Here is a 22,177-nt window from a genome sequence, read left to right on the forward strand (position 1 = left end):
CTCCCCCGCCCGGAGAGTGGCGGCGTGAAGGGTGGAGACATATATCCTATCCTGCGCGAGGCGACGGGTCCCGCGGCATCAGGGGGCAGGATTTGAGATTGCCCGGTCAACGTGCTAGGTTGCGGATGGACGACCGGCGGAGCCGGCCGGAAGGCCATGTTCCGCCGTACGAAAGCACATAGGCACCGGCCTCGGGCGTCCGGCAGGCGAAACCCCTGGTACAATAAGGCTTGCAGTCGCGTTGATGGCTTTGATTCCGCCGGCCGGGCCGGTCAGTCAAGAGGGGCGCAGGATGGCGAAACTGCTGGCGGCGCTGTTGCTGCTGATGGTGGCGATGGGACCCGCCTGTGCGGTGGTGCCCGCCTCCCGCGCCGACACCAGCATCGCGCTGGACCATTACCGGCAGGAGTTCGCGAAGGCCAAGGGGACCTCCACCCTCCCCTCCCCGGCGGACCGCAACTACCTCCTCTTCTCCGACGTCCTGCGCCGCGTGCTGGCCGAGCATGTGAAGCCGGGCACGCCGCAGGTTCTGGTCGAGAAGGCCGTCGCCGGCCTCCAGAAGAAGAAGAAGGAGGAGCCGGGGGCGACCGACCGGGTGCTGACCGAGGCGGCGCTGGACGCGATGCTGACCTCCCTCGACCCCTACTCGGCCTTCCTCGATTCGGAGCATTTCCGCTACATGCGGGAGCAGACCCAGGGCGAGTTCGGCGGGCTGGGCATCGAGGTGACGATGGACGAAGACAGCGGCCTGATCCGCGTCGTGTCCCCGATCGACGGCTCCCCCGCCGCCCGCGCCGGGCTGCGCACCGGCGACCTGATCGCCCGGATCGACGAGGCGCAGGTCAAGGGCATGAATCTGCGCGACGCGGTGGCGCGCATGCGCGGACCGGTCGGCACCTCCGTCGCCCTGACCATGCGGCGCAACGGCGCTGGCGGTGGAAACAGCGCTCCCGACGCGCCGTTCCGCGTGTCGCTGACCCGCGCCATCGTGAAGATCCAGCCCGTGCGCTACCGGCTGGAGGGCGACGTCGCCTACATCCGCATCGCCGCCTTCAACCAGCAGACCTCCCACGCGCTCGACGATGCGGTGGAGGAGATGCGCCGGCAGGCCCATGGCCGGCTGGCCGGGGCGGTGCTGGACCTGCGCAACAACCCCGGCGGCCTTCTCGATCAGGCGGTGAACGTCGCCGACCGCTTCCTGGAGGCGGTGGACATCGTGTCGGTGCGCGGTCGCGACCCGGACGAGAACCGCCGTTACACCGGCACGCCGGGCGACCTGCTGGCCGGGCTGCCCATCGTCCTGCTGGTCAACAGCGGGTCGGCCTCGGCGTCCGAGATCGTGGCGGGCGCCCTTCAGGACCACAGCCGGGCGCTGCTGTTCGGCACGCGCAGCTATGGCAAGGGCTCGGTGCAGACCATCTCGTCGCTGTCCGGCGACATCGGCATCCGCCTGACCACCGCGCGCTACTTCCGCCCGTCCGGCGGGTTGGTGGACTGCTTCGGCGTGTCGCCGAACCTGGAAATCAAGCCGGCCAACGACAACAGCGAGGAAACCCACCCCGACCCGGCGACCTGCGACCCGCACGCCACCCCGCCGCCGCCGCCGCGCGCCTGGCGGATCGAGGACCTGTGCCCGGACGTGGCCGCCGCCCCGTCGAAGCCGGACGCCGACCGCCCGCTGGACTGCGCCGTCGCCGCCATCCGCACCCGCCTGATGGGCACGCTGATCGGGCGGCCGTAACAAGCCGCACCCCCAAGAGGTGAAACAAAAAAAACCCGCCGTTCCATTGGAACGGCGGGCTTTTTCTTTGTGCCCCGCGCACCGTCTCGGACCCAATGGGCGGATCGTGACGGTGATGGGAATGGTGCTGCTTCCGCGACCGGGCGCGCGGGGATGGGTCCGCCCCGCCCCCTCACACCCGGCTGTTCGACGTCAGACCACTTCGACGCGCTGCGCTTCCGGACCCTTGACGCCCTGGCGGACGGTCACCCGCACCTGCTCGCCATCGGCGAGCACGTCCAGGCCCGAACGCTCCAGAGCGCGGATGTGAACAAAGATGTCCTTGCCACCGGTGGACGGGGCGATGAAGCCGAAGCCCTTGGACACGTTGAACCACTTCACGGTGCCGTCGACCGTCTCCTCGGCGCCGCCGGCGCCGCCGCCGTAGCTGCCGCCACCGCCATAGCTGCTGCCGCCGCCGTAGCCGCCGCCGTAGCTGTCGCCGCGCGGAGCGCGCGCCGCCGGGCGCGGGGACTCGCTGGCGGTCGAAGTGTCGACGTCATGGATCGTGGCGACCTGCGGGCCCTTCGGGCCGCGGGACAGGTCACAGGTGATGGTGGCACCCTCGGGCAGGCTGTCGTGTCCGCAGAACTGCAGAACCGTGGAATGCAGGAAGGCATCCGGCGAGCCGTCTTCAGGCGTGACAAAGCCGAAGCCCTTGGTCGCGTTGAACCACTTGACGGTGGCGCGGATGTTGCGCTGGGTGATCTCGGGAGCGCGGAAGCTGTTGCGCTGCGGACGGTCGAACATACGTGGTCTCATCTGTCGTGATAGGCCATGCCCCAACCGGCGGAACATGGCCCCCCGAAGATGATCCGTTCCGCCGCGCTTTTCAATTGAGATCGCGCGCGCCGGAAAGAAAGATTCGGCAAAAACACGGCCGAGGGCCGCCCGGCGGTGTCCGGGCGACCAAAAATATCGCAATTGCTGCGAGATTCGGCGGATTGTCGGTCAAGACCGGCCCGTCACGACCGCCCCTCTCGACTGGGCTGTCAGGCGGCTCCGCAGCACTTCTTGTATTTCTTGCCGCTGCCGCAGGGGCAGGGATCGTTCCGCCCGACCTTGGGGCCGCTGCGCGGGCGGGCGCCCAAGGTGCCGTCCACATAGAACCAGCGGCCGTCCCGCTTGGTGAAGCGGCTGGTCTCGTGGTGCTTCTGCTGCTTGCCGTTCATGGTGAAGTGGGCGACGAACTCGACCACGCCGTCCTCGTCCTCCGCCCCGCCAGCTTCGGTGGCGCGAACTTCGAGGCCGGTCCACTGGCTGTTGGCGGCCCAGGTCTCGATCTCCTTGCGGTCGAAGTCCTCGCGGGTCTCCGGCAGCAGCGTCTCCTGCAGATAGTCGATCTTCCCGCAGGCGAACGCCGAGTAACGCGACCGCATCAGCGCTTCGGCGGTCGGCGCCGGCGCACTGCCGTCCAGATAGGGGCCGCAGCAGGCGTCCAGCGGCTTGCCGGAACGGCAGGGGCATTCGGTGGTGGCGGTGGTGGTCATGACTTCCGGCCTCTCGATTTGAGGGCGCCATGCATAGCGCAGCCGGCGGCCTCCGCCAAGCATCACCGGAAATTCGCCTGAACCGGACCGGCATTCGCGCTAACCTGTGCAGAACACGGGCGGCAGGCCCGGACCGATGGAACCGGCGATGACCAGAAGTGCACCCGACCTTCCCACGCGGCGCATCGCCGCGGACACCGTGCTGATCCGCCAGGGTGAGGCCGGGGACTGCGCCTGGCTGATCCAGTCGGGCGAGTTGGAGGTTCTGCTGGACGGTCCGGACGGCCCCCGCCGCCTGGGCACCGTCGGCGCCAACGCCATCGTCGGGGAAATGGCGCTGCTGGACGACGGGCTGCGCAGCGCCACGGTGCGCGCCGTGACCGCCGTCGAGACGGTGGAGTTGTCGCGCGAGACCTTCCGCGCGCTGCGCGGCCGCTGCCCGCCGCTGGCCTCCTACTTGCTGGAAAGCCTCGTCGCCGCTATCCGCCGCAGCTATGGCCTGTCCCAGCCCGAGCGGCAGGAGGGCGGCGCCGCGATCCGCTCCTCCGATTCCTTCGCCACGGTGGCCGACCGCCGCATGTTCCGCCGCGGCCACAGCTTCTTCCGCCAGGGGGACGCTGGAACGGCGGCCTACCTGATCCAGTCCGGCTCGGTCGGCGTGCAGCGCGACGGCACCGACCTCGGCGTGCTGGGTCCGGGGCGCATCTTCGGGGAACTGGCCCTCCTCGCCAACCGCCCCCGCGCCGCGACCGTCGTTGCGCTGGAGGCCACGGTCTGCGAAATCATCCGCAAGGACCAGTTCGCCAAGGCCATCGAGACGATGCCGCCCATCCTGCGCTCGCTGACGCGCATCTACATCGAGCAACTGTCCGGCGGACGGCTCCTGCCCCACCACGCCGAACCCGCAAGAACCGACTCGCCATGACTTCCAAGACCACCGCCAAAGCCGTCCGCGTCAAAGCTCCCCGTCCGCAACCCGACCTGTCCTTCGAAACCGCGCTGGGCCAGGGCCGGCTGGTCTGCGGCATCGACGAGGTGGGGCGCGGCCCGCTCGCCGGCCCCGTGGTCACCGCCGCCGTGGTGCTGCCGGCGGGCGGCCTGCCCGACGCGCTGGCCCGCGCCATCAACGACAGCAAGGCGCTGAGCCTGCGCGCCCGCGAGGCGCTGGAGCCGGAGATCCGCGCCCACGCCCTGGCCGTCGCTCTGGCCGAGGCGTCCGCGGCGGAGATCGATGACCTCAACATCCACAAGGCCACACTGCTGGCCATGAAGCGTGCCTACGAGGCGCTGCCCGGCGAGCCGCCCGCCGTCGCACTGATCGACGGGAAGTTCAAGCCGGACCTGTCCTGCCTGATGGAGGCCATCGTCAAGGGCGACGGGCGCAGCCAGTCGATCGCCGCGGCCTCCATCGTCGCCAAGGTGGCGCGCGACCGCGAGATGATGCGGCTGGCGGAGCTTCACCCGCAATACGGCTGGGACCGCAACGCCGGCTACCCGACGCCGGAGCATCTGGAGGCGCTGCGCCGACACGGCGTGACGCCCCACCACCGAGTCACTTTTGCACCAGTCCGCGCCCAAATCGAACGGGCCGGCTGACCGCCGCGATTCCGGGATAAGAAATCAGTTGACGGCGACTCGGCGGCGAATCATTGTCCCAACGACTGATTCGCTGTTTTGGTTTCGTCAATGCTCCCCCTGAACAAAATTCTCGTGGGCGATTGCATCGCCCTCATGAATGAAATGCCGGCTGAATCGGTGGACCTTGTCTTTGCCGATCCGCCTTATAACCTCCAATTGGGGGGCGAACTCTTGCGCCCGAACCACTCCCGTGTTGACGGAGTGGAGGAGGACTGGGACAAGTTCGAGGATTTCGAGACCTACGACCGCTTCACGCGGGACTGGCTCGCCGCGGCCCGCCGCATCCTGAAACCCGAGGGATCGTTGTGGGTGATCGGCAGCTACCACAACATCTTCCGTGTCGGCGCCACGCTGCAGAATCTGGGCTTCTGGATCCTGAACGACATCGTGTGGCGCAAGACCAACCCGATGCCGAACTTCCGCGGCACGCGCTTCGCCAACGCGCATGAGACCATGATCTGGGCCTCGCGCGAGAAGGACGCCCGCTACCGCTTCAACTACGACGCCATGAAGGCGCTGAACGACGATCTGCAGATGCGCAGCGACTGGCTGCTGCCGATCTGCAACGGCGCGGAGCGCCTGCGCGACGAGGACGGCCGCAAGGCCCACCCGACGCAGAAGCCGGAATCGCTTCTCTACCGCGTCATCCTGTCCTCCTCCCGCCCCGGCGACACGGTGCTCGATCCCTTCTTCGGCACCGGCACCACGGGTGCCGTGGCGAAGCGGCTGGGTCGCAACTGGATCGGGCTGGAGCGCGACCCGACCTACGCCAAGGCGGCCACCGCCCGCATCGAGGCGGTGGAGGAAGCCCCCGACGCCGCCGTTCTCGACACGCCGCCGAAGCGGTCCGCCCCGCGCATCCCCTTCGGCTGGGTGGTGGAGCGCGGCCTGCTGCGCCCGGGCACGTCGCTGTTCGACCTGCGCCGCCGAGTGGTCGCCCGCGTGCGCGCCGACGGCACGCTGATCGGGGCCGGCCCGCGCGGCGAGCATCGCGGCTCCATCCATCAGGTGGGGGCCGCCATGGCCGGTCTGCCGGCCTGCAACGGCTGGACCTTCTGGCACTATGAGGACGGCGGCGACCTGCGCCCCATCGACGTGCTGCGCGAGCGCATCCGCTCCGAAGCCTCCGCCTGATTCCCGGCGCCGGACCTGACGCGGGGCGGCCGCTCACGCCGCCCCGTTCGCGCAAGTTCAGCATTGGAGCCCTTCATCGAGCGCCGCCCGCATGCCTTGGCAGGACGGGGACGGCGTGATAGGCGTGTGCGCCATGAACAAGCTCTTCGCCACCGTCACCGCTCCGGCGCCCCGCTCGGCCCCGGCGGCGCTTTCCACCCGTTGCTTCGTGCGCGATCTGGTCATGGATGCGCTGATCGGCGTCTATGCCCACGAACGGATCAAGCCGCAGCGCATCCGCCTGAGCCTCGACCTGGAGATCGCCGCCCCCGGCGTCACCGGCGAAGACATGGCGGCGGTGGTGAAGGGGCTGGTCAGCCAGGGCCACGTCACCCTGATCGAAACGCTTGCCGAGCGGATCGCCGAACGCTGCCTGTCCGACGAGCGCATCGCCAGCGTCAAGGTGCGGGTGGAGAAGCTGGACGTGTTCCCGGACGCCGCCAGCGTCGGCGTCGAGATCGAGCGCGCCCGGGGCTGACCCGTCAGGCGGGCTCCTTCTGCACCGCCGCGACGCGGCCGGCGGTGACGGCGGGCGGCGCCATGGGCGACGCGGTCAGCGGCAGGTGGATGGTGAAGCGGCAGCCGGCCCCCGGCCGCGACGCCACGGCGACGCGCCCGCCGAGCGTTCCGGTGACGATGTTGTAAACGATGTGCAGGCCGAGCCCGCTGCCGCCTTCGGCGCGGCGCGTGGTGAAGAAGGGCTCGAAAATGCGCTCGATCTGGTCCGGCGGAATGCCGCGACCGTCGTCGACGACGTCCAGCACGACGCTCGCCGCGCCGGCGGAGGACGGACCATCGGCGCGCACGGCGATGGCGATGGTCCCCGGCACGTCGGGCCGGAAGGCGTGCAGCAGCGCGTTGATGACGAGATTCGACACGACCTGCGACAGGGCGCCGGGATAGCTGTCCATGATCAGCCCGTCCGGACAGTCCAGCGTCACCCGATGCCCGGTGCCTTTCAGCTGCGGGGCTAGGCTGCCGAGCACGCCGTCCAGATAGCCGCGCAGTTCGAAGGGCCGCTGCGCCTCCGACGTCTGGTCCACGGCGACCTGCTTGAAGCTCTGCACCAGCGTGCAGGCGCGCTCCAGATTGCCCAGGATGATGGAGGCTCCCTCCTCGATCCGGTCCACGAACTCCTCCAGGTCACGGCGGCGCAGTTGCCCATCCGCCAAGCCGGCCTTGAACTGCCGCGCCTGTTCGGCAAGATGGCTGGCGGCGGTCACGCCGATTCCCATGGGCGTGTTGATCTCGTGCGCCACTCCGGCCACCAGCGCCCCCAGCGACGCCAGCTTCTCCGCCTGGACGAGGCTCCTTTGGGCCCGCCGGAGGTCATGCAGCGCGCGCTCCGCCTCCTCCTTTGCGGCGACCAGCGCCTTTTCGGCGTACTTGCGCGCGGAGATGTCATGAAGAGCCACGAACAGCGATTCCACACCGTCGTGATCCATCGCCATCGCCGACAACACGCCCCAGAAGGGACGGCCCTCCGCGGTTCGCAGCCGCGTCTCGACGTCCGGCCGCCGGCCACGGAGGAACATGCCGTCGGCGATTCCCTTCCAATCGGCCGAAGCCTCCAGGAAATCCGGCACCGCAAGCTCCAGCAGGGCGGAGCCGGTGGTTTCCAGAAGCTCCGCAGCGGGAGCATTGGCGAACAGGATGCGCCCGTCGCTGCGCCGCGCGATGACGATGGGAAAGGGTGAGGATTGCAGGATGGCACTCAACCGCCCTTCACTCGCCTGCAAAGCCTCGGTTTGCCGGTGCAGCGCGGTCATCATTTCGGCGAACCGCTCCACCGCCGCATCGATGCGGTCGAACTCCTCCAGCGGGGTCGGCGGCGGAGCAATCACCTGCGGGTTTCGTTGCAAAGCGTGCAACGTATCGCTGAGGCGCAGTACCGGCGTTATCACATGGCGGCGCAGCAGCGCCGTCACGAGGCCCAGCAGCAGGATCGCTGCAGCGATCCCGGCCACCCCGGTCCACAAGCCGCGCCAGCCGTCGGCGACGATGCGGTCCGTCATCAGCAAGGTGGTCACGGCGGCGTCGCTGGACAGACTGTCGGCCAGCGTCTTCAGTTGGCGATAGGCGAGATCGCCGTCCTGCCGAACCTGGGCCAGCACGGAGAGACGCCCGCGTTGCAGGTCGATCACCGCGTGCGCCGCCGTGAACCGGTCCAGAAGGATGGCGAGCCGGTTGGGCTGAGCCGCCGGCCCCGTCCTCATGCTGGAGAGGTTGTCCAGCAGGGCTTGCTGGTTGCGCAGCAGCCCGATGATCTCGCTGTCCAGCAGCGCCAGTTGCTCCGCCGTTTCGCTGGCCGCCGCCTGCCCGTAGAGCCGGCGCAGATGGTACAGGTTGCTGAGGAAGGCATAGTCCTGGACCGCCTTGTCCGGCTCGGCCAGCAGCGCGGTGGCACTGGCCAGCGCGTCGTCCGCCCCGGCCATCTGCTCGCGGATGCTGGCGGACAGCGCGTCGATCAGGTCGGCGCGATGGCTGCTGCGCCGCACGGCGTCCAGAGCGCGGTCGAGCTTGTCCCGGACCTCCTCGTCGACCACCAGGGCGAACCGGCCGGCCAGCGCCTCCACCTCGTCCAGGGCGGCAGCGCGGCGGGCGCGGTCGCGGCTGTTCAGGATCACCTCGGCCAGCCGGCTCAGCTCGGCGGCGGTCAGAGCGTCGCGGTGCTGTGCGCCGGCGCGCGGCATGGTGACGTCGCGCGCCTCCTCCGCAATACCGACGATGCCGATGAAGGCCGAACCGACCACCGCCGTCAGCACCCCCAGCACCAGGACGACGACGGCGGCGAGCATCATCGCCACAGCCTGCAGACGGAGCTTTCCCCTGGAGCGATTGGCCGCCGCAGCCGTCTGGGCGTCGGGAAGGGGAGCCGCATCATGGGCGATGGCTTTCCCGGTGACAGCCGTGCCGGCCGCCGCCACGATGTCCGCTACCGCAATGTCACCCGAATCCGCCGGCCTATGATCGTCCATATCACCGTTCCAGAGCACCATTCCGGACGCGACGCACGCCAAAAAAACATCCCAGGGGAGTTTTTTGCCGACGCTGTGCACGCAGCGGTAAACTTGCCTGACCCGGCGTTATTCCTCCAGACGATTTTCCAAAATTCGGGCCTATCGCGCGGCGGCGCTTAGAAATTAGCTGCGGTGATAACCGAGCGCGGTGCAGGAAGATCGGCGATTTCCTGGATGAGTTTTTGCCGGAGCGCCTCGACGAAACTGCTGCGGTCCATCGCTGTCTTCACAAACCCATTCACGCCGCCGACGACATTCTCCTGATAGTACTCTTCGAGCCACGGAAACTCGTCGAGGATGGCCAGGGCGTTGATGGTGACCCCCTGCCGCTCGACCCGGTCACGGACTCCCGCAGGGTCCGGGCCGCTGTTGGAAAAGCCGTTCGACACGATGTCGATGACCTTGCGCGCGGCGTCGAATCCGTTGCCGGCGAACAGCTTCGCCGATTCTTCGATGGCGCTGCCCAGCGCCGTGGAATCCCCTTGGAATCCGCGCGGCGCCTTGTCGATCCGGTCCGCGAAGGCGGCGACCTCCTCCGCGCTGGTCAGCGGAGTCCAGGGCACCAGCACGCGCAGGCTGTGCGGGCCGGAGAAGACCACCAGGGTCGCCGCGGCTCCACCCACGGTCACCGCGTCGCTGACATCCGGATCGCGGAAGGCCGCGGCATGCCCCTGCAACTGGAACTCCAGGTCCCCATCGGTGATGGAGGCCGACCCGTCCACCGCCAGAACCAGTTCCAGGGCGACGCGACGCCCGGCGGGGGCCTTCTTCGCCTTGGACTCGGCCCGCAGGGGCGGCTCCGCCCGCAGGGGTCCGGCAAGCCACGCGCCGGCCAGGAAGGCCGGCAGGGCCAGGATCGTGCGCCGCCTCATCTCGCTCTGTCCGCCTTCCGTTTACGCGTGCGCCCCGTTTACGCGTGAGCCAGGGCGTGACGCACCACCTTCATCATGACGGAGGGAAGAGCCTGCCCGCCCAGCCGGTCCACCGGAACCCACAGCCCCTCGGCCATCCGCCAGCCGTCGCCGGCCTTGGCCGCGACGACTTCAAGTTCGAGGTGAAAATGGCTGAAAGTATGGCGGACCGCGCCCGGCAGGCGGCGCCAGGACCGATTCAGCGGGGCCGTCGCCGCGATTTCCGCCTCGCTCGGCGCGTGGCCGGCCCAAGGGGTGGAGGGCACTTCGGTCATGCCGCCCAGCAATCCCTCCTCCGCCCGGCGGCGCAGCAGCACGGCCCCCTCCGGGTTGATCAGCCAGAAGGCGACGCCGCGCCGGGTCGGCTTGTCCGCCTTGGCGGCCTTGCGGGGAAGCTGCTCCTGGATGCCGGCGGCGCGGGCGGCGCACCAGTCCGACCAGGGACAGAGCATGCATTTCGGCTTGCGCGGCGTGCAGACCGTGGCGCCAAGATCCATCATCGCCTGGGCGTAGTCGCCGGGCCGCTCGTCCGGCGTCAGGAGGGCAGCCAGCGCGCGCAGCTTGGGCTTCACGCCGGGAAGCGGTTCCTCGACAGCGAACACGCGGGAGACCACCCGCTCCACGTTGCCGTCCACCACCGTCGCCTTGTGGCCGAAGGCAATGGCGGTGATCGCCGCCGCGGTGTAGGCGCCGATGCCCGGCAATTCCAGCAGAGCCACCTCCTTGTCGGGAAAGCGCCCTGCCCGCTCCGCCACCACCACCTGCGCGCATTTGTGCAGGTTGCGCGCCCGCGCGTAGTAGCCGAGCCCCGCCCAGGCCACCAGCACGTCGTCCAGCGGGGCCGCCGCCAGATCGCGCACCGTCGGCCAGCGTTCGGTGAAGGCACGGAAATAGGGCGCCGCGGCGGGCACCGTGGTCTGCTGCAGCATGATCTCCGACAGCCAGACCCGGTAGGGGTCGGCGACCTCCCCCGGCTTGGCGCGCCAGGGCAGCTCGCGGCGGTTGTGATCGTACCAGGAGAGCAGCCGCGGGGCGGCGTCGCTGGGGGCGCTCTTTGGGGCGGTGTAGGGAGGCGTCGTCATGGCGGCAAGACATAGGGCGAACATGACTGCCGATAAAGGGGCACCTGCGGGGGCGCTGGCGCAGTCCCGCCCGCTTGCGCTAGGGTGCGCGGACGATCACCAGGAAGCCCCGACCAGGAAGCCTTGACATGAACGGACCGCGGCGAATCGGCCAGACCGTCCCCGAGGTGGCCGGAAAGGCGCTGGGCAAGCGCGGGCTGGCCTTCGGCTCGCTCATCAACGACTGGCCGTCCATCGTCGGCCACCAGCTGAGCCTGCGCACCGCCCCCGACAAGCTGAGCTTCCCGCGTGGCAAGCGGGAGGACGCCGTCCTGCACATCCGGGCCATGGGCGCCATCGCGCTGGAGCTTCAGCATCTGGAACCGCAGATCGTGGAGCGGATCAACAGCTTCTTCGGATACCGCGCGGTGGCGAAGATCAAGCTGATCCACGCCGCCCCGCTGACCATCCAGAAGCCGACGGTGCGCCCGCGCGACCTGACCATGGACGAGGAACTGTCGGTGATGACCACCACCGCCACGGTGGAGGACGAGGAGTTGCGGGCCACGCTGGAGCGCTTCGGGCGGTCGCTGCTGGCCCGTCCGCGTCCAGCGCCGCGCCGTCGCTAGCCATCAAGCGATCCCCTTGTGGGCGGGAGCCGGCTCGGGCTGGGCCATACTCTTGCCGCAAAAGGGGAGTTTCGATTATACCATCAACATCTGGTAGGGATGAGGCCAAAGTGAACCGCAACCTTTTGGGCATCGTTGCTCTGATCGCGGTCGGCATGACGCTGATCGTCGGGCTCGCCGTCGTCGGTTCCCGGCCGTCGAACGGACAAACTCTGCCGGCGCAGCCGCCCATGCAGACCGCGCAGGCTCCCGCCGCGTCGACCGCCGACCTGCTGGCCGACCGGGTGCTCGGCAACCCCAACGCGCCGGTGACGATCCTCGACTATTCGTCGATGACCTGCCCGCACTGCGCCGCCTTCCACACCGAGACGCTGCCGAAGATCAAGGAAGCCTACATCGACACCGGCAAGGCGAAGCTGATCTTCCGCGACTTCCCCTTCGATCAGGCGGCGCTGCGCGCCTCCATGCTGGCCCGCTGCGCCCCGGCGGAACGCTACTACCCGCTGCTCGACGTTCTGTTCAAGAGCCAGGGCCAGTGGAGCCGCGCCGCCGATCCGGTCAAGGCGCTGGCCCAGTACGGCAAGCTCGCCGGCATGAGCGAGCAGGTCATCAACGCCTGCATGGCCAACCAGGCGCTGGCCGACGGCATCCTGCAGAGCCGGCTGGTCGGCCAGGACAAGTACAAGGTGGAGGCCACCCCGACCTTCGTCCTCAACGAGGGCGCGGCCACCATCAGCGGCGCGCAGTCCTTCGAGACCTTCGCCGCCGCCATCGACAAGCTGGTGAAGTAAGGACCGGGCAGAAGGCTTCGATCCCGTGCACTTCACGCGCCTCCGCCTGTCCGGCTTCAAGTCGTTCGTCGACGCCACCGATCTGGTGATCGAGCCGGGCATGACCGGCATCGTCGGCCCCAACGGCTGCGGCAAGTCGAATCTGGTGGAGGCGCTGCGCTGGGTGATGGGGGAAACCTCCGCCAAGCGGATGCGCGGCGACGATATGGACGACGTCATCTTCGGCGGCACGGCCAATCGTCCGGCGCGCAATCTGGGCGAGGTCGCCCTCCTCATCGACAACCGCACGCGCACCGCCCCCGCCGGCTTCAACGAGCACGACGAGCTGGAGGTGACGCGGCGGATCGAGCGGGGCAACGGCTCCGACTACCGCATCAACGGCAAGCTGGTTCGCGCCCGCGACGTCCAGCTCCTCTTCGCCGACAACGCCTCGGGCGCTGGTTCCCCGGCGCTGGTCAGCCAGGGCAAGGTCGGCCAGATCATCAACGCCAAGCCGCAGGACCGCCGCATGCTGCTGGAGGAGGCGGCGGGCATCACCGGCCTGCACTCCCGCCGGCACGAGGCGGAGCTGCGGCTGCGGGCGGCCGAAGCCAACCTCATGCGCCTCGACGACGTGATCGGGGCCATGGACACCCAGCTTCAGAGCTTGAAGAAGCAGGCGCGGCAGGCCGCCCGCTACCGCAACCTGTCGGAACAGATCCGCAAGGCGGAGGCCGTGCTCTGGCACCTGCGCTGGATCGCCCACGAAGGCGAGCTGGCGCGCGCCCGCGGCGCCTTCGCCAAGGCAGAAGGTGCCGTGCGGGAGCTGATGCTGGCGGTCACCCAGCTGACCACCCGCCGCATCGATGACGCCGCCGGGCTGCCGGAAAAGCGTCAGGCCGAAGCCGCCTCCGCCGCCGCCCTGCAACGGCTGGTCATCGCCAAGGAACAGCTCGACGCCGAGGAGAAGCGCGTCGTCGAGCAGCAGCGCGCCCTGCTCTCCCGCCTTCAGCAGATCGCCGGCGACCTCGGCCGCGAAGAGGCTCTGGCCGCCGACGCCGGCGATGCCCTGGCCCGGCTGGAGGCCGAGCGCGACCGTCTGCTCGAAGCCCAGGCCGACGAGGAGATGCTGGAGGAGGCCGCGCGGGAGGCGCTGGCCGAGGCACGGGAGGCGGTGGACGCGCTCGACCGCGAGCTGACCCGCCTGACCGAGCAGAGCGCCGCCGACGAGGCCCGCCGCGCCGCCACCCAGCGGCAGGTCGCTGATTTTGAAACACGGACCTCCGGGCTCGCCAGGCGCCTCGCCGAGCAGCAGGCGCAGCGCGACGCGCTGGAGCGCGAGATCGCCGCCCGCGCCGACGTGGCCGAGTCCGAGCTGGCCGTCGAGCTGGCCGAACAGCGGCTGGAGGACGCCCGCGAGGCCGCCGAGCGGGCCGAACGCGCCAAGTCCGACGCCGAGCCCGCCCAGGCCCGCGCTCGCGAGGTCCTGCAAACCGCCGAGTCCGCCCGCGCCAAGCTGAAGGCGGAAGAGAAGGCGCTGGCCGAGCTTCTCTCCGCCGGAGCGGGCGATCTGTTCCCGCCGCTGGTCGACGCGGTGACCGTCGCCCCCGGCTATGAGGGTGCCCTGGCCGCGGCGCTGGGCGACGCGCTGACCGCCCCGCTGGACGAGGCTGCCCCGGTCCACTGGCGTCCTCTGCCGCCCTACCCCGCCGCCGCTCCCCTGCCCGCCGGAGCCGAACCGCTGGCCACCCGCGTCCAGGGACCGGAGGCCGCCGCCCGCGCCCTGTCACACATCGGCGTGGTGGCCGACGACGCGGCGGGTGCGGCCCTGGCCGCCGGTCTTGCCCCTGGCCAGACCCTGGTCAGCCGCGACGGCGGGGCGTGGCGCTGGGACGGGCTGACCGTGCAGGCCGGCGCGCCAACCGCCGCCGCCGTCCGCCTGAAGCAGCGCAACCGCCTGAACGAGCTGCGCGGCGAGCTGGACCTCGCCGACGAGCGGCTGGAGGTCGCCCGCGACGCCCTGGACGAGGCAAAACGCGCCGTCGAGGAGGCCGCCCAGGCCGATCGTCGCGCCCGCGACGCGGTGCGCGAGGCCTTCGCCGGGGTGACCGCCGCCCGCGACCGCCACGCCAAGCTGGCCCGCGAGGCCGACGCCGCCGCATCGAAGCTCGCGGCGGTGGTCGATGGCATCGCTCGGCTGGACACCGACCGGCAGGAGGCCGAGGCCGCTCTGGAGGAGGCGCGGGAGCTGCTGGACGCCCTGCCCGACCCGCGCGAGGGCCGCGACGCCGTCAACGACCGCCGCGCCACGCTCGCCGAGCACCGCGCCGTCCTGGCCGAGAAACAGAACGCGCTGGACCGCCTGACCCGTGAGGCGCAGTCCCGCCGCCAGCGCTTGTCCGCCATCCAGCAGGACGTCGCCTCCTGGGGCACCCGCTCCGCCGGGGCGGGCGGGCGCGTGGCCGAGCTGAAGCAGCGCGCCGCCGCCGCCGAAGCCGACCTCGCCCAATTGCAAAGCCGCCCGGCGGCGATCGAGGCCGACCGGCAGGCCCTGCTCGGCCGGATCAGCGAGGCCGAGCGCGCCCGCAAGCGCGCGGCGGACGCCCTGGCCGAAGCCGAGAACCGGCTGGCCGAGACCGAGAAGCTGCTGAAGCAGGCCGAGTCCGGTCTGGCCGACGCCCGAGAGGCCCGCGCCCACGCCGAGGCCGCCGTCTCCGCCGCGCTGCAGAACGGCCAGACCCTGACCGAGCGCATCGCCGAGCGGCTGAACTGCCGCCCCGAGCAGACCCGCGCCGCCGCCGACCTTCCCGCCGACGAGGCGATGCCCGACGTGGCGGTCGTGGAATCGCGCCTCGACAAGCTGACCCGCGAGCGGGAGAACATGGGGCCGGTCAATCTGCGCGCCGAGATCGAGGCGGCGGAGCTGGAAACGCAGATCGGCACGCTGCAGACCGAGCGCGAGGATCTGGTCAGCGCCATCGCCCGCCTGCGCCAAGGCATCGCCAGCCTGAACCGCGAGGCGCGGGAGCGTCTGGTCGCCTCCTTCGACACGGTGAACCGCAATTTCCAGGAGCTGTTCATCCGCCTGTTCGGCGGCGGCAAGGCGCATCTGGAGCTGGTCAGCGCCGAGGACCCGCTGCAGGCCGGGCTGGAGATCTACGCCAGCCCGCCGGGCAAGAAGCTGCAGGTGCTGTCGCTGTTGTCCGGCGGCGAACAGGCGTTGACGGCGCTGTCGCTGCTGTTTGCCGTCTTCCGCTCCAACCCCGCCCCGATCTGCGTGCTGGACGAGGTCGACGCGCCGCTGGACGAAGCGAATGTCGGCCGCTTCTGCGATCTGGTGGAAGACATCGCGCGGGAGGGCAACACCCGATTCCTCATCATCACCCACCACCGCCTGACCATGGCCCGCGTGGACCGGCTGTTCGGCGTGACCATGGTCGAACGGGGCGTGTCGCAACTGGTCAGCGTGGACCTGCAAAAGGCCGAGGAACTGCGCGGGGCGGCGTAACCGGCCCCAATCCCCCATCCGCAGGCTTTCACGGCTTCATTCCGCTCTCCCGGACGCCTAAGATAAGGCGGATGAATGACCGGCGCGGGCGCCGGAAAGGGAGAGTGGACGTGGAACGGGTGGATTTCCTGATCGTCGGCGGCGGCATGGCCGGTGCCTCGGCGGCCTATGAGCTGGCGGCGCACGGCAGCGTCATCGTGCTGGAACGGGAGAGCCAGCCCGGCTACCACTCCACTGGCCGGTCGGCGGCGCTCTACACCCAGACCTACGGGCACCCGGTGGTCCGCGCGCTGACGGTGGCGAGCTGGGATTTCTACATCAACCCACCGGAGGGCTTTTCGGAGCACCCGCTTCTGACCCCGCGCGGCGTCCTGCTGATCGGACGGGCCGACCAGACCGCCGCGCTGGACCGCGACTTCGCCGAGGGGCGGCGGCTGACTCCAACCGTCGAGCGCCTCGACCGCGCCGAGGCGCTCGCCCGCGCCCCCTTCCTCAAGAGGGATTACGTGGATGGCGCGGTGTGGGAGCCGACGGCCATGGACATGGACGTTCACGCCATCCACGGCGGTTATCTGCGTGGGCTGAAGGCGCGCGGCGGCCGGCTGGTGACCGACGCCGGAGTGACGGCGCTGGAGCGGCGCGACGGGATGTGGATCGCCTCCACCCCGGCGGGCGACTTCGCCGCCCCGGTGCTGGTCAACGCGGCAGGCGCCTGGGCCGACGGTCTGGCGGGAATGGCCGGCGCACGCCCCGTCGGGCTGGTGCCGAAGCGGCGCACCGCCATCACCTTCGATCCGGTGTTCGCCGACCCGGCGGACGTGGCGGGCCTCGCCGGCTGGCCAATGACCATCGACGTGGACGAGCAGTTCTACATGAAGCCGGAATCGGGCCGGCTGCTGCTCTCCCCCGCCGACGAGACGCCCGTGGAGCCCTGCGACGTGCAACCGGAGGAGTTGGACATCGCCGTCGCCGTCGACCGTATGGAACAGGCGGTGCGCTTCTCCGTTCGACGTATCACGCACAAATGGGCGGGCCTGCGCAGCTTCGTCGCCGACAAGGTGATGGTGGTGGGCTACGACGAGTCCGCGGACGGTTTCTTCTGGCTGGCGGGCCAGGGCGGCTACGGCATCCAGACGGCACCGGCCATGGGCCGCACCGCAGCGGCCCTGGCCACCGGACGCGGCCTGCCGGCGGAGGTCGCGGCGCTCGGCGTGCGTGCGGAGGATCTGGCGCCGGCCCGGCTGCGGCGCCCCTGACGGGAGACACGGCGATGCGCGGAACGATGGCAGGAAACGGTTTCGGTGCGATTCTTCTGGCCGGCGGACTTCTGGTTGGCGGTCTTCTGGGCGGCTGCGCCAACCCGGCCGCCGATCAGGCGATGATCGCGCAGAACGCGCTGGTCGGCATGCCGAAGCAGACCCTGCTGTCCTGCGCCGGAGTTCCCGAACGGCAGGCCACCACCGGAGACCTGGAATTCTTCACCTACCGCAGCAACCGTCTGATCTCCTACCCGGCCTGGGGCGGTTACGGCGGCTACTGGGGCTATCCCTACGGTGGATGGGGCGGCTACGGCTACGACGTGACCAGCGTCGACTGCGAGGCGACCTTCACCCTGCGCAATGGCGTGGTGGAGCGCATCGTGTATGGCGGGTCGTCCAGCGGCGGAAGCCGACTCGGCCAATGCTACGCGATCGTACAGAACTGCCTGGCGCAAGTCCCCTCCCAGTCCCCACAACCCTCCATGGCCCCAGCGCGGTAAGAGTTCCAGTCCATGCGACAACTCGTCGCTGTTGCAAAGCCGCCTCACTATGACGCTTTGGTTGAGGCGGCATAGCAACCCTAGAAAAACTCTGGTAATACATCTCCAGGCTTTAAGCCAAAAAAACGACATCAGCTAATTCTGCCCTGGAGCGAATCCCATGACTTTCCTGAAGCGCGCCGCTGCCGCCCTGCTGGCGACCACGGCTCTCGCCGCCGTTTCCTCCCCGTCGCTGGCCCAGGATTTCAAGGGCAAGTCCGCCGGTGACATCCTGGTGCGCGCGCGCGCCCTGGCCGTGATCCCGCAGGAAAATGGTGACCTGATCGGCGGCGGTCCGTTCGGCGGCAGCAACATCGGCAGCGTGGACATCGAGAACGATTACATCCCCGAACTCGACGTCTCCTACTTCATCACCGACAACATCGCTCTGGAACTGATCGCCGGCACCACCCGTCACAAGGTTTCCGGTTCGCTGATCACCGGCAACGACATCGACGTGGGCAAGGTGTCGCTGCTGCCGCCGACCCTGACGGCCCAGTACCACTTCTTCACGAAGGAGCGCGTCAGCCCGTACGTCGGCGCCGGCATCAACTACACCTGGTTCTACGATGAGACCGCCGCCCGCAGCACCAACGCGGACGGCTTCACGACCAACACCGTCGACTACAAGAACCGCTTCGGCTGGGCGCTTCAGGCTGGTGTCGACGTTGCCCTGACCGGCAACTGGTCGCTGAACCTCGACGTCAAGAAGATCTTCCTGAAGACCGACGTGACCGCCAACGTCAGCGGCGTTCCGGTCACTTCGGACGTCAAGATCGATCCGTGGCTGATCGGCATCGGCGTCGGCTACCGCTTCTAATCGGTAATTCCGGAGCGTCTCACGAGAGGCTTCGCGAAACCGCTGGATTCAGGCCGGTTACTCCGAAAGGAGTAGCCGGCCTGTTCCTTTTTGCGACTTCCTACAGCGGCAACTGTGGGTGAGCATACCCTTTCGTGAATCCGCGCGGGAGGAAGCGCAACCATGCACATTGCCGCCGTCTTGAAAAGGAAGGGCACGGGGATTATCACCGCCAGTCCGGAGGACCGGATCGACGCGGTCGCCCGCAAGCTCGCCCATCACAAAATCGGCGCCGTCCTGGTGATGAGGGATGACGGCCGGCCCGCTGGAATCCTGTCCGAACGCGACATTGTCCGCGCTGTGGCCGCCGATGGGGCCGCCGCCCTGGAGCGGCCCGCCGGCGACCTGATGACCCGTGACCTCGTGACCGGGAGCCCGTCCGACACGGTGTCCCAGATCATGGGCGTCATGACGCAACGCCGCATCCGCCATCTGCCGATCCTGCAGGACGGCGAACTCGTCGGATTGGTCAGCATCGGCGACATCGTGAAGGCGCGGCTGGACGACGCGGAACTGGAGGTCGAGTCCCTGCGCGGCTACGTCGCCGGAATGGGCTGAGCCCCATTCACCATTCCATAAACGAAAACGCCCGCGGACCATCCCGCGGGCGTTTTCAAAGGCAGGACAACCGGACGTTCAGTCTGGCGTTTCAGGCGGAATGCGACTGTGGGAAAGCCATGGCGGCTTGGGTGCGGTTGCGCACACCCAGCGACTTGAAGATCGCGGTCATGTGGATCTTCACCGTGCCCTCCGACAGGCCCAGCTCATGGGCGATCTGCTTGTTGGACTTGCCTTCGCGCAGGCGGTCCAGAACTTCGCGCTGACGCTGGGTCAGCAGATGGTCGAGCTGCGGGTCGCTGGGCGGGATGGCGCCGACGCGCACCTCCGACTCCCCAGACTCGCGCAGCACGGTCGGCGGCACATAGACGCCGCCGGAGAAGATGAGATCCAGCGCGCTGAGCATGATCTTCACGCTGGAGGATTTCGGGATGTAGCCTGCGGCACCGTGCTCCAACGCGTCGCGCACGTCGTGATGCGCCTCGGACGCAGACACGACCACGACCTTGGAGTCGGGCTGCTTTCCCCGCAGGTCTTGGATGCCGGAGAAGCCGGGCCAACCGGGCATGCGCAGATCGGTCAGGACGAGATCGTAGGTCTCACCCTTGCCAGCCTTTTCCAGAAGCTCATCAAAGTTGCTGGCTTCCTCAAAGCTGGCTCCCTCCTTCAGCTGCTCCAGCAGCCTGCGCAATCCCTCCCGGAAAAGCACATGGTCGTCTCCGATCAGGATTTTCATCTGGTGGTGCCCCCGTACTCAGTGCTTTCAATGGTCCGAACGTACAGCCCTGACACAAGGCCAGTGTTCCAACCCTCAGTTTCGGAAAAAATGCAGGTCATTTTCAAGCATCATATGACCCAATTCCAAAAGGTATAGAAAGTCCTTATGCAGGGTAATGTCACATCAGATGTACCACGTTCCGGTGGGGGTGGACAACCCGAATTCAACCTTTGTCACATGGCAGGCTCTGAGCAATGGCATTGCTGCGTGACAGCAATATCCATTTTACGCGACGTCCACCCATGACGAAAGTGAGCACGAATGTATCAAGCCATAGGCTTGCTCATGACAAAGAACCATCGTTTTCGTACTTTCTATCTTTCGCATCTCTCGAAGCGAAAAGGCCGGAATGGGTGAAGCATACACCGATCCCGGCCCAAAGACATAGACCCCGTAAGGCTGATCCTCAGAAGGCGGCCTCGTCCATCTCCATCAGGGGACTGGACCCCGCCATGATGATGACGAACAGGGCGTTGGTCTGCGGCAGCAGTTTCGTCATGTAGAATCGGGCCGTCCTGATCTTGGCTTCGAGGAAGGCCGCGTCGCCTTCCCCCGCCGCCAGTTTCGCCTGCGCGGCCTTGACCATCCTCAGCCACATCCAGCCGAGCGCCACCAGACCGAACAGCCGCAGGTAGTCGGTGGCGGCCGCCCCCGCCTCCTCCGGGTCCTTCATCCCCTTCTGCGCGATGATGGCGGTCGCCTGTTGGAGCTTGGCGAAGGCCTTGGCGAGCGGCAGGACGAATTCGGCCAAGTCCTCCGTCTCCATGTCGGCCTCGATCTCGGCGCCGACGGGATGGAAGAAGCGGCGCAGCAGCCGGCCCATGTCCTGCGGCAGCTTGCGCCCCACGAGGTCCAGCGCCTGAATGCCGTTGGTGCCCTCGTAGATCTGGCAGATCCGGGCGTCGCGGACATACTGCTCCACGCCGGTTTCCCAGATGAAACCATGCCCGCCATGCACCTGCACGGCAATGTTGGCCGACTCGAAGCCGATGTCGGTGAACAGCGCCTTGACGATCGGCGTCATCAGCTGGACGAACTCGTCCGCCTCCTTGCGCGTCTTTTCGTCCGCGTGCTTCTCCGCCACATCCAGTTTGTAGCCGACCAGGGCGCCGAGCGCCCGGGCACCCTCGGTGTAGGCGCGGGCGGTCAGCAGGTTCCGCCGCACGTCGGGATGCACGATGATCGGGTCGGCCGGTTTGTCGGGATGCGCGGTGCCCTTCAGGGAGCGGCCCTGGAGCCGTTCCCTGGCGTAGGCCACCGCGTTCTGATAGCTGACCTCGGCCACCCCCAGCCCCTGGATGCCGACGGCGAGGCGGGCCGCGTTCATCATCACGAACATCGCCCGCATGCCCTTGTGCGGCTCGCCGACCAGCCAGCCGGTGGCGTCCTCGAAGTTCATGACGCAGGTCGCCGACGCCTTGATGCCCATCTTGTGCTCGATGGAGCCGCAAGCGACGCCGTTGCGCGGACCGACGCCGCCGTCCTCGTTGGGCAGGAACTTCGGCACCAGGAACAGGCTGATGCCGCGCGTTCCGGCCGGCGCGTCGGGCAGGCGCGCCAGCACCAGATGCAGGATGTTCTCGGTCAGGTCATGCTCGCCGGCGGAGATGAAGATCTTCGTGCCGGTGATTGTGTGGCTGCCGTCCTCCTGCGGGACGGCCTTGGTGCGGATCAGCCCCAGGTCGGTGCCGCAATGCGGCTCGGTCAGGCACATGGTGCCCGCCCAGGTGCCGTCGACCAGCCGGCCGAGGAAGCGCTGCTTCAACTCCTCCGACCCATAGGTCGCCAGTGCGTTGTAGGCGCCCAGCGACAGGCCGGGATACATGCCGAAACTGAGGTTGGCGGAGCAGATGAACTCCTCCAGCATGGTGTTGACCAGCTTGGGCAGCCCCTGCCCGCCATAGGCGGGGTCGCAGGCCAGGCCCTGCCAGCCCGCCTCGATGTAGGTGGCGTAGGCCTCCTTGAAGCCCTTGGGCGTGCGCACCACGCCGTTCTCGAAGGTGCAGCCCTCGCCGTCGCCCGACTGATTCAGCGGGAACAGCACCTCCTCGCACAGCTTGGCGCCCTCCTCGAGGACCTGGGCGATCAGGTCGGGGGTGGCGTCCTCGTAACCCGGCAGTTCGGCCAGCTTGCCCGAGCCGACGATCTCGTCGAGGACGAAGCGGACATCCTCCAGCGGAGCCTTGTAGATCGGCATTGCTCAG

The 22,177-nt window shown here is 68.7% G+C and carries 19 protein-coding genes; 12 read left to right on the forward strand and 7 right to left on the reverse strand.

Annotated elements, in window-relative coordinates; translation table 11 throughout:
• Positions 1 to 292 precede the first annotated feature (292 nt).
• Positions 293 to 1,741: a S41 family peptidase gene (locus AC1DVI_RS06705; protein WP_476957265.1), complete on the forward strand. Its 1,449-nt coding sequence runs from the start codon at positions 293 to 295 to the stop codon at positions 1,739 to 1,741.
• Positions 1,742 to 1,933: 192 nt separating this feature from the next.
• Here AC1DVI_RS06705 and AC1DVI_RS06710 read toward each other — a convergent pair whose 3' ends face one another.
• A complete protein-coding gene (locus AC1DVI_RS06710) occupies positions 1,934 to 2,530 on the reverse strand; it encodes a cold-shock protein (protein ID WP_149165203.1) in 597 nt (198 codons plus the stop codon).
• 242 nt (positions 2,531 to 2,772) lie between these two features.
• The gene (locus AC1DVI_RS06715; protein WP_149165202.1) at positions 2,773 to 3,270 is read right to left on the reverse strand and encodes a YchJ family protein; all 498 of its coding nucleotides are present in this window, start codon (positions 3,268 to 3,270) and stop codon (positions 2,773 to 2,775) included.
• A 148-nt stretch (positions 3,271 to 3,418) separates the two neighbouring features.
• Here AC1DVI_RS06715 and AC1DVI_RS06720 point away from each other — a divergent pair, with 148 nt between their 5' ends.
• The 4 genes from AC1DVI_RS06720 (at position 3,419) to AC1DVI_RS06735 (ending at position 6,559) form a co-directional block, all read left to right on the forward strand.
• Positions 3,419 to 4,195, forward strand: coding sequence for a cyclic nucleotide-binding domain-containing protein (locus AC1DVI_RS06720; protein ID WP_476957266.1), 777 nt, complete (start codon positions 3,419 to 3,421; stop codon positions 4,193 to 4,195).
• Positions 4,192 to 4,866 carry a ribonuclease HII gene (locus tag AC1DVI_RS06725; protein WP_476957267.1) on the forward strand — a complete coding sequence of 225 codons (675 nt, stop codon included), beginning with the start codon at positions 4,192 to 4,194 and terminating at the stop codon, positions 4,864 to 4,866. Before AC1DVI_RS06720 ends, AC1DVI_RS06725 begins: the two co-directional genes overlap by 4 nt.
• A 90-nt stretch (positions 4,867 to 4,956) precedes the next feature.
• Positions 4,957 to 6,042 carry a site-specific DNA-methyltransferase gene (locus tag AC1DVI_RS06730; protein ID WP_041812428.1) on the forward strand — a complete coding sequence of 362 codons (1,086 nt, stop codon included), beginning with the start codon at positions 4,957 to 4,959 and terminating at the stop codon, positions 6,040 to 6,042.
• A 133-nt stretch (positions 6,043 to 6,175) separates the two neighbouring features.
• Positions 6,176 to 6,559, forward strand: a complete 384-nt coding sequence (locus AC1DVI_RS06735; RefSeq protein WP_476957268.1) for a dihydroneopterin aldolase — start codon at positions 6,176 to 6,178, stop codon at positions 6,557 to 6,559.
• Between the two features lie 4 nt (positions 6,560 to 6,563).
• Here AC1DVI_RS06735 and AC1DVI_RS06740 read toward each other — a convergent pair whose 3' ends face one another.
• From AC1DVI_RS06740 to mutY, 3 genes are all read right to left on the reverse strand, one after another.
• Entirely contained in the window at positions 6,564 to 9,059 is a 2,496-nt protein-coding gene (locus AC1DVI_RS06740) for a sensor histidine kinase (RefSeq protein ID WP_476957269.1), read from the reverse strand.
• Positions 9,060 to 9,217: 158 nt separating this feature from the next.
• Positions 9,218 to 9,973, reverse strand: a complete 756-nt coding sequence (locus AC1DVI_RS06745; RefSeq protein WP_476957270.1) for a DUF1194 domain-containing protein — start codon at positions 9,971 to 9,973, stop codon at positions 9,218 to 9,220.
• 38 nt (positions 9,974 to 10,011) lie between these two features.
• Positions 10,012 to 11,094: an A/G-specific adenine glycosylase gene (gene mutY, locus AC1DVI_RS06750; protein WP_476957271.1), complete on the reverse strand. Its 1,083-nt coding sequence runs from the start codon at positions 11,092 to 11,094 to the stop codon at positions 10,012 to 10,014.
• Between the two features lie 128 nt (positions 11,095 to 11,222).
• On the opposite strand from mutY, the gene AC1DVI_RS06755 reads away from it, so the two are divergent.
• From AC1DVI_RS06755 to AC1DVI_RS06785, 7 genes are all read left to right on the forward strand, one after another.
• The gene (locus AC1DVI_RS06755; RefSeq protein WP_014198352.1) at positions 11,223 to 11,702 is read left to right on the forward strand and encodes a DUF721 domain-containing protein; all 480 of its coding nucleotides are present in this window, start codon (positions 11,223 to 11,225) and stop codon (positions 11,700 to 11,702) included.
• Between the two features lie 110 nt (positions 11,703 to 11,812).
• Positions 11,813 to 12,493, forward strand: a complete 681-nt coding sequence (locus AC1DVI_RS06760; protein ID WP_476957272.1) for a DsbA family protein — start codon at positions 11,813 to 11,815, stop codon at positions 12,491 to 12,493.
• A gap of 25 nt (positions 12,494 to 12,518) precedes the next feature.
• Positions 12,519 to 15,980: a chromosome segregation SMC family protein gene (locus tag AC1DVI_RS06765; protein WP_476957273.1), complete on the forward strand. Its 3,462-nt coding sequence runs from the start codon at positions 12,519 to 12,521 to the stop codon at positions 15,978 to 15,980.
• Between the two features lie 110 nt (positions 15,981 to 16,090).
• Positions 16,091 to 17,236: an NAD(P)/FAD-dependent oxidoreductase gene (locus tag AC1DVI_RS06770; protein ID WP_476957274.1), complete on the forward strand. Its 1,146-nt coding sequence runs from the start codon at positions 16,091 to 16,093 to the stop codon at positions 17,234 to 17,236.
• A gap of 14 nt (positions 17,237 to 17,250) precedes the next feature.
• A complete protein-coding gene (locus tag AC1DVI_RS06775; RefSeq protein WP_476957275.1) occupies positions 17,251 to 17,739 on the forward strand; it encodes a hypothetical protein in 489 nt (162 codons plus the stop codon).
• Positions 17,740 to 17,899: 160 nt separating this feature from the next.
• On the forward strand, positions 17,900 to 18,598 hold the full coding sequence (locus tag AC1DVI_RS06780) for an OmpW/AlkL family protein (protein WP_145627166.1): 699 nt from the start codon (positions 17,900 to 17,902) through the stop codon (positions 18,596 to 18,598).
• A 162-nt stretch (positions 18,599 to 18,760) separates the two neighbouring features.
• Positions 18,761 to 19,195: a CBS domain-containing protein gene (locus tag AC1DVI_RS06785; protein WP_476957276.1), complete on the forward strand. Its 435-nt coding sequence runs from the start codon at positions 18,761 to 18,763 to the stop codon at positions 19,193 to 19,195.
• Between the two features lie 91 nt (positions 19,196 to 19,286).
• Here the strand turns inward: AC1DVI_RS06785 and AC1DVI_RS06790 are convergent, their stop codons facing one another.
• Positions 19,287 to 19,931, reverse strand: coding sequence for a response regulator (locus AC1DVI_RS06790; protein WP_094304847.1), 645 nt, complete (start codon positions 19,929 to 19,931; stop codon positions 19,287 to 19,289).
• Between the two features lie 448 nt (positions 19,932 to 20,379).
• On the reverse strand, positions 20,380 to 22,170 hold the full coding sequence (locus AC1DVI_RS06795; protein ID WP_476957277.1) for an acyl-CoA dehydrogenase C-terminal domain-containing protein: 1,791 nt from the start codon (positions 22,168 to 22,170) through the stop codon (positions 20,380 to 20,382).
• Positions 22,171 to 22,177 lie beyond the last annotated feature (7 nt).

The organism is Azospirillum sp. P4_B5, from assembly GCF_056402275.1.

Excerpts from the sequence above, each read along its gene's own strand:
- AC1DVI_RS06710 (WP_149165203.1), bottom strand. The coding sequence starts at position 2,530 with ATGTTCGACCGTCCGCAGCGCAACAGCTTCCGCGCTCCCGAGATCACC.
- mutY (WP_476957271.1), bottom strand. The coding sequence starts at position 11,094 with ATGACGACGCCTCCCTACACCGCCCCAAAGAGCGCCCCCAGCGACGCC.
- AC1DVI_RS06790 (WP_094304847.1), bottom strand. The coding sequence starts at position 19,931 with ATGAAAATCCTGATCGGAGACGACCATGTGCTTTTCCGGGAGGGATTG.
- AC1DVI_RS06720 (WP_476957266.1), top strand. The coding sequence starts at position 3,419 with ATGACCAGAAGTGCACCCGACCTTCCCACGCGGCGCATCGCCGCGGAC.
- AC1DVI_RS06745 (WP_476957270.1), bottom strand. The coding sequence starts at position 9,973 with ATGAGGCGGCGCACGATCCTGGCCCTGCCGGCCTTCCTGGCCGGCGCG.
- AC1DVI_RS06780 (WP_145627166.1), top strand. The coding sequence starts at position 17,900 with ATGACTTTCCTGAAGCGCGCCGCTGCCGCCCTGCTGGCGACCACGGCT.
- AC1DVI_RS06785 (WP_476957276.1), top strand. The coding sequence starts at position 18,761 with ATGCACATTGCCGCCGTCTTGAAAAGGAAGGGCACGGGGATTATCACC.
- AC1DVI_RS06740 (WP_476957269.1), bottom strand. The coding sequence starts at position 9,059 with ATGGACGATCATAGGCCGGCGGATTCGGGTGACATTGCGGTAGCGGAC.
- AC1DVI_RS06755 (WP_014198352.1), top strand. The coding sequence starts at position 11,223 with ATGAACGGACCGCGGCGAATCGGCCAGACCGTCCCCGAGGTGGCCGGA.
- AC1DVI_RS06705 (WP_476957265.1), top strand. The coding sequence starts at position 293 with ATGGCGAAACTGCTGGCGGCGCTGTTGCTGCTGATGGTGGCGATGGGA.
- AC1DVI_RS06775 (WP_476957275.1), top strand. The coding sequence starts at position 17,251 with ATGCGCGGAACGATGGCAGGAAACGGTTTCGGTGCGATTCTTCTGGCC.
- AC1DVI_RS06715 (WP_149165202.1), bottom strand. The coding sequence starts at position 3,270 with ATGACCACCACCGCCACCACCGAATGCCCCTGCCGTTCCGGCAAGCCG.
- AC1DVI_RS06735 (WP_476957268.1), top strand. The coding sequence starts at position 6,176 with ATGAACAAGCTCTTCGCCACCGTCACCGCTCCGGCGCCCCGCTCGGCC.
- AC1DVI_RS06725 (WP_476957267.1), top strand. The coding sequence starts at position 4,192 with ATGACTTCCAAGACCACCGCCAAAGCCGTCCGCGTCAAAGCTCCCCGT.
- AC1DVI_RS06795 (WP_476957277.1), bottom strand. The coding sequence starts at position 22,170 with ATGCCGATCTACAAGGCTCCGCTGGAGGATGTCCGCTTCGTCCTCGAC.
- AC1DVI_RS06730 (WP_041812428.1), top strand. The coding sequence starts at position 4,957 with ATGCTCCCCCTGAACAAAATTCTCGTGGGCGATTGCATCGCCCTCATG.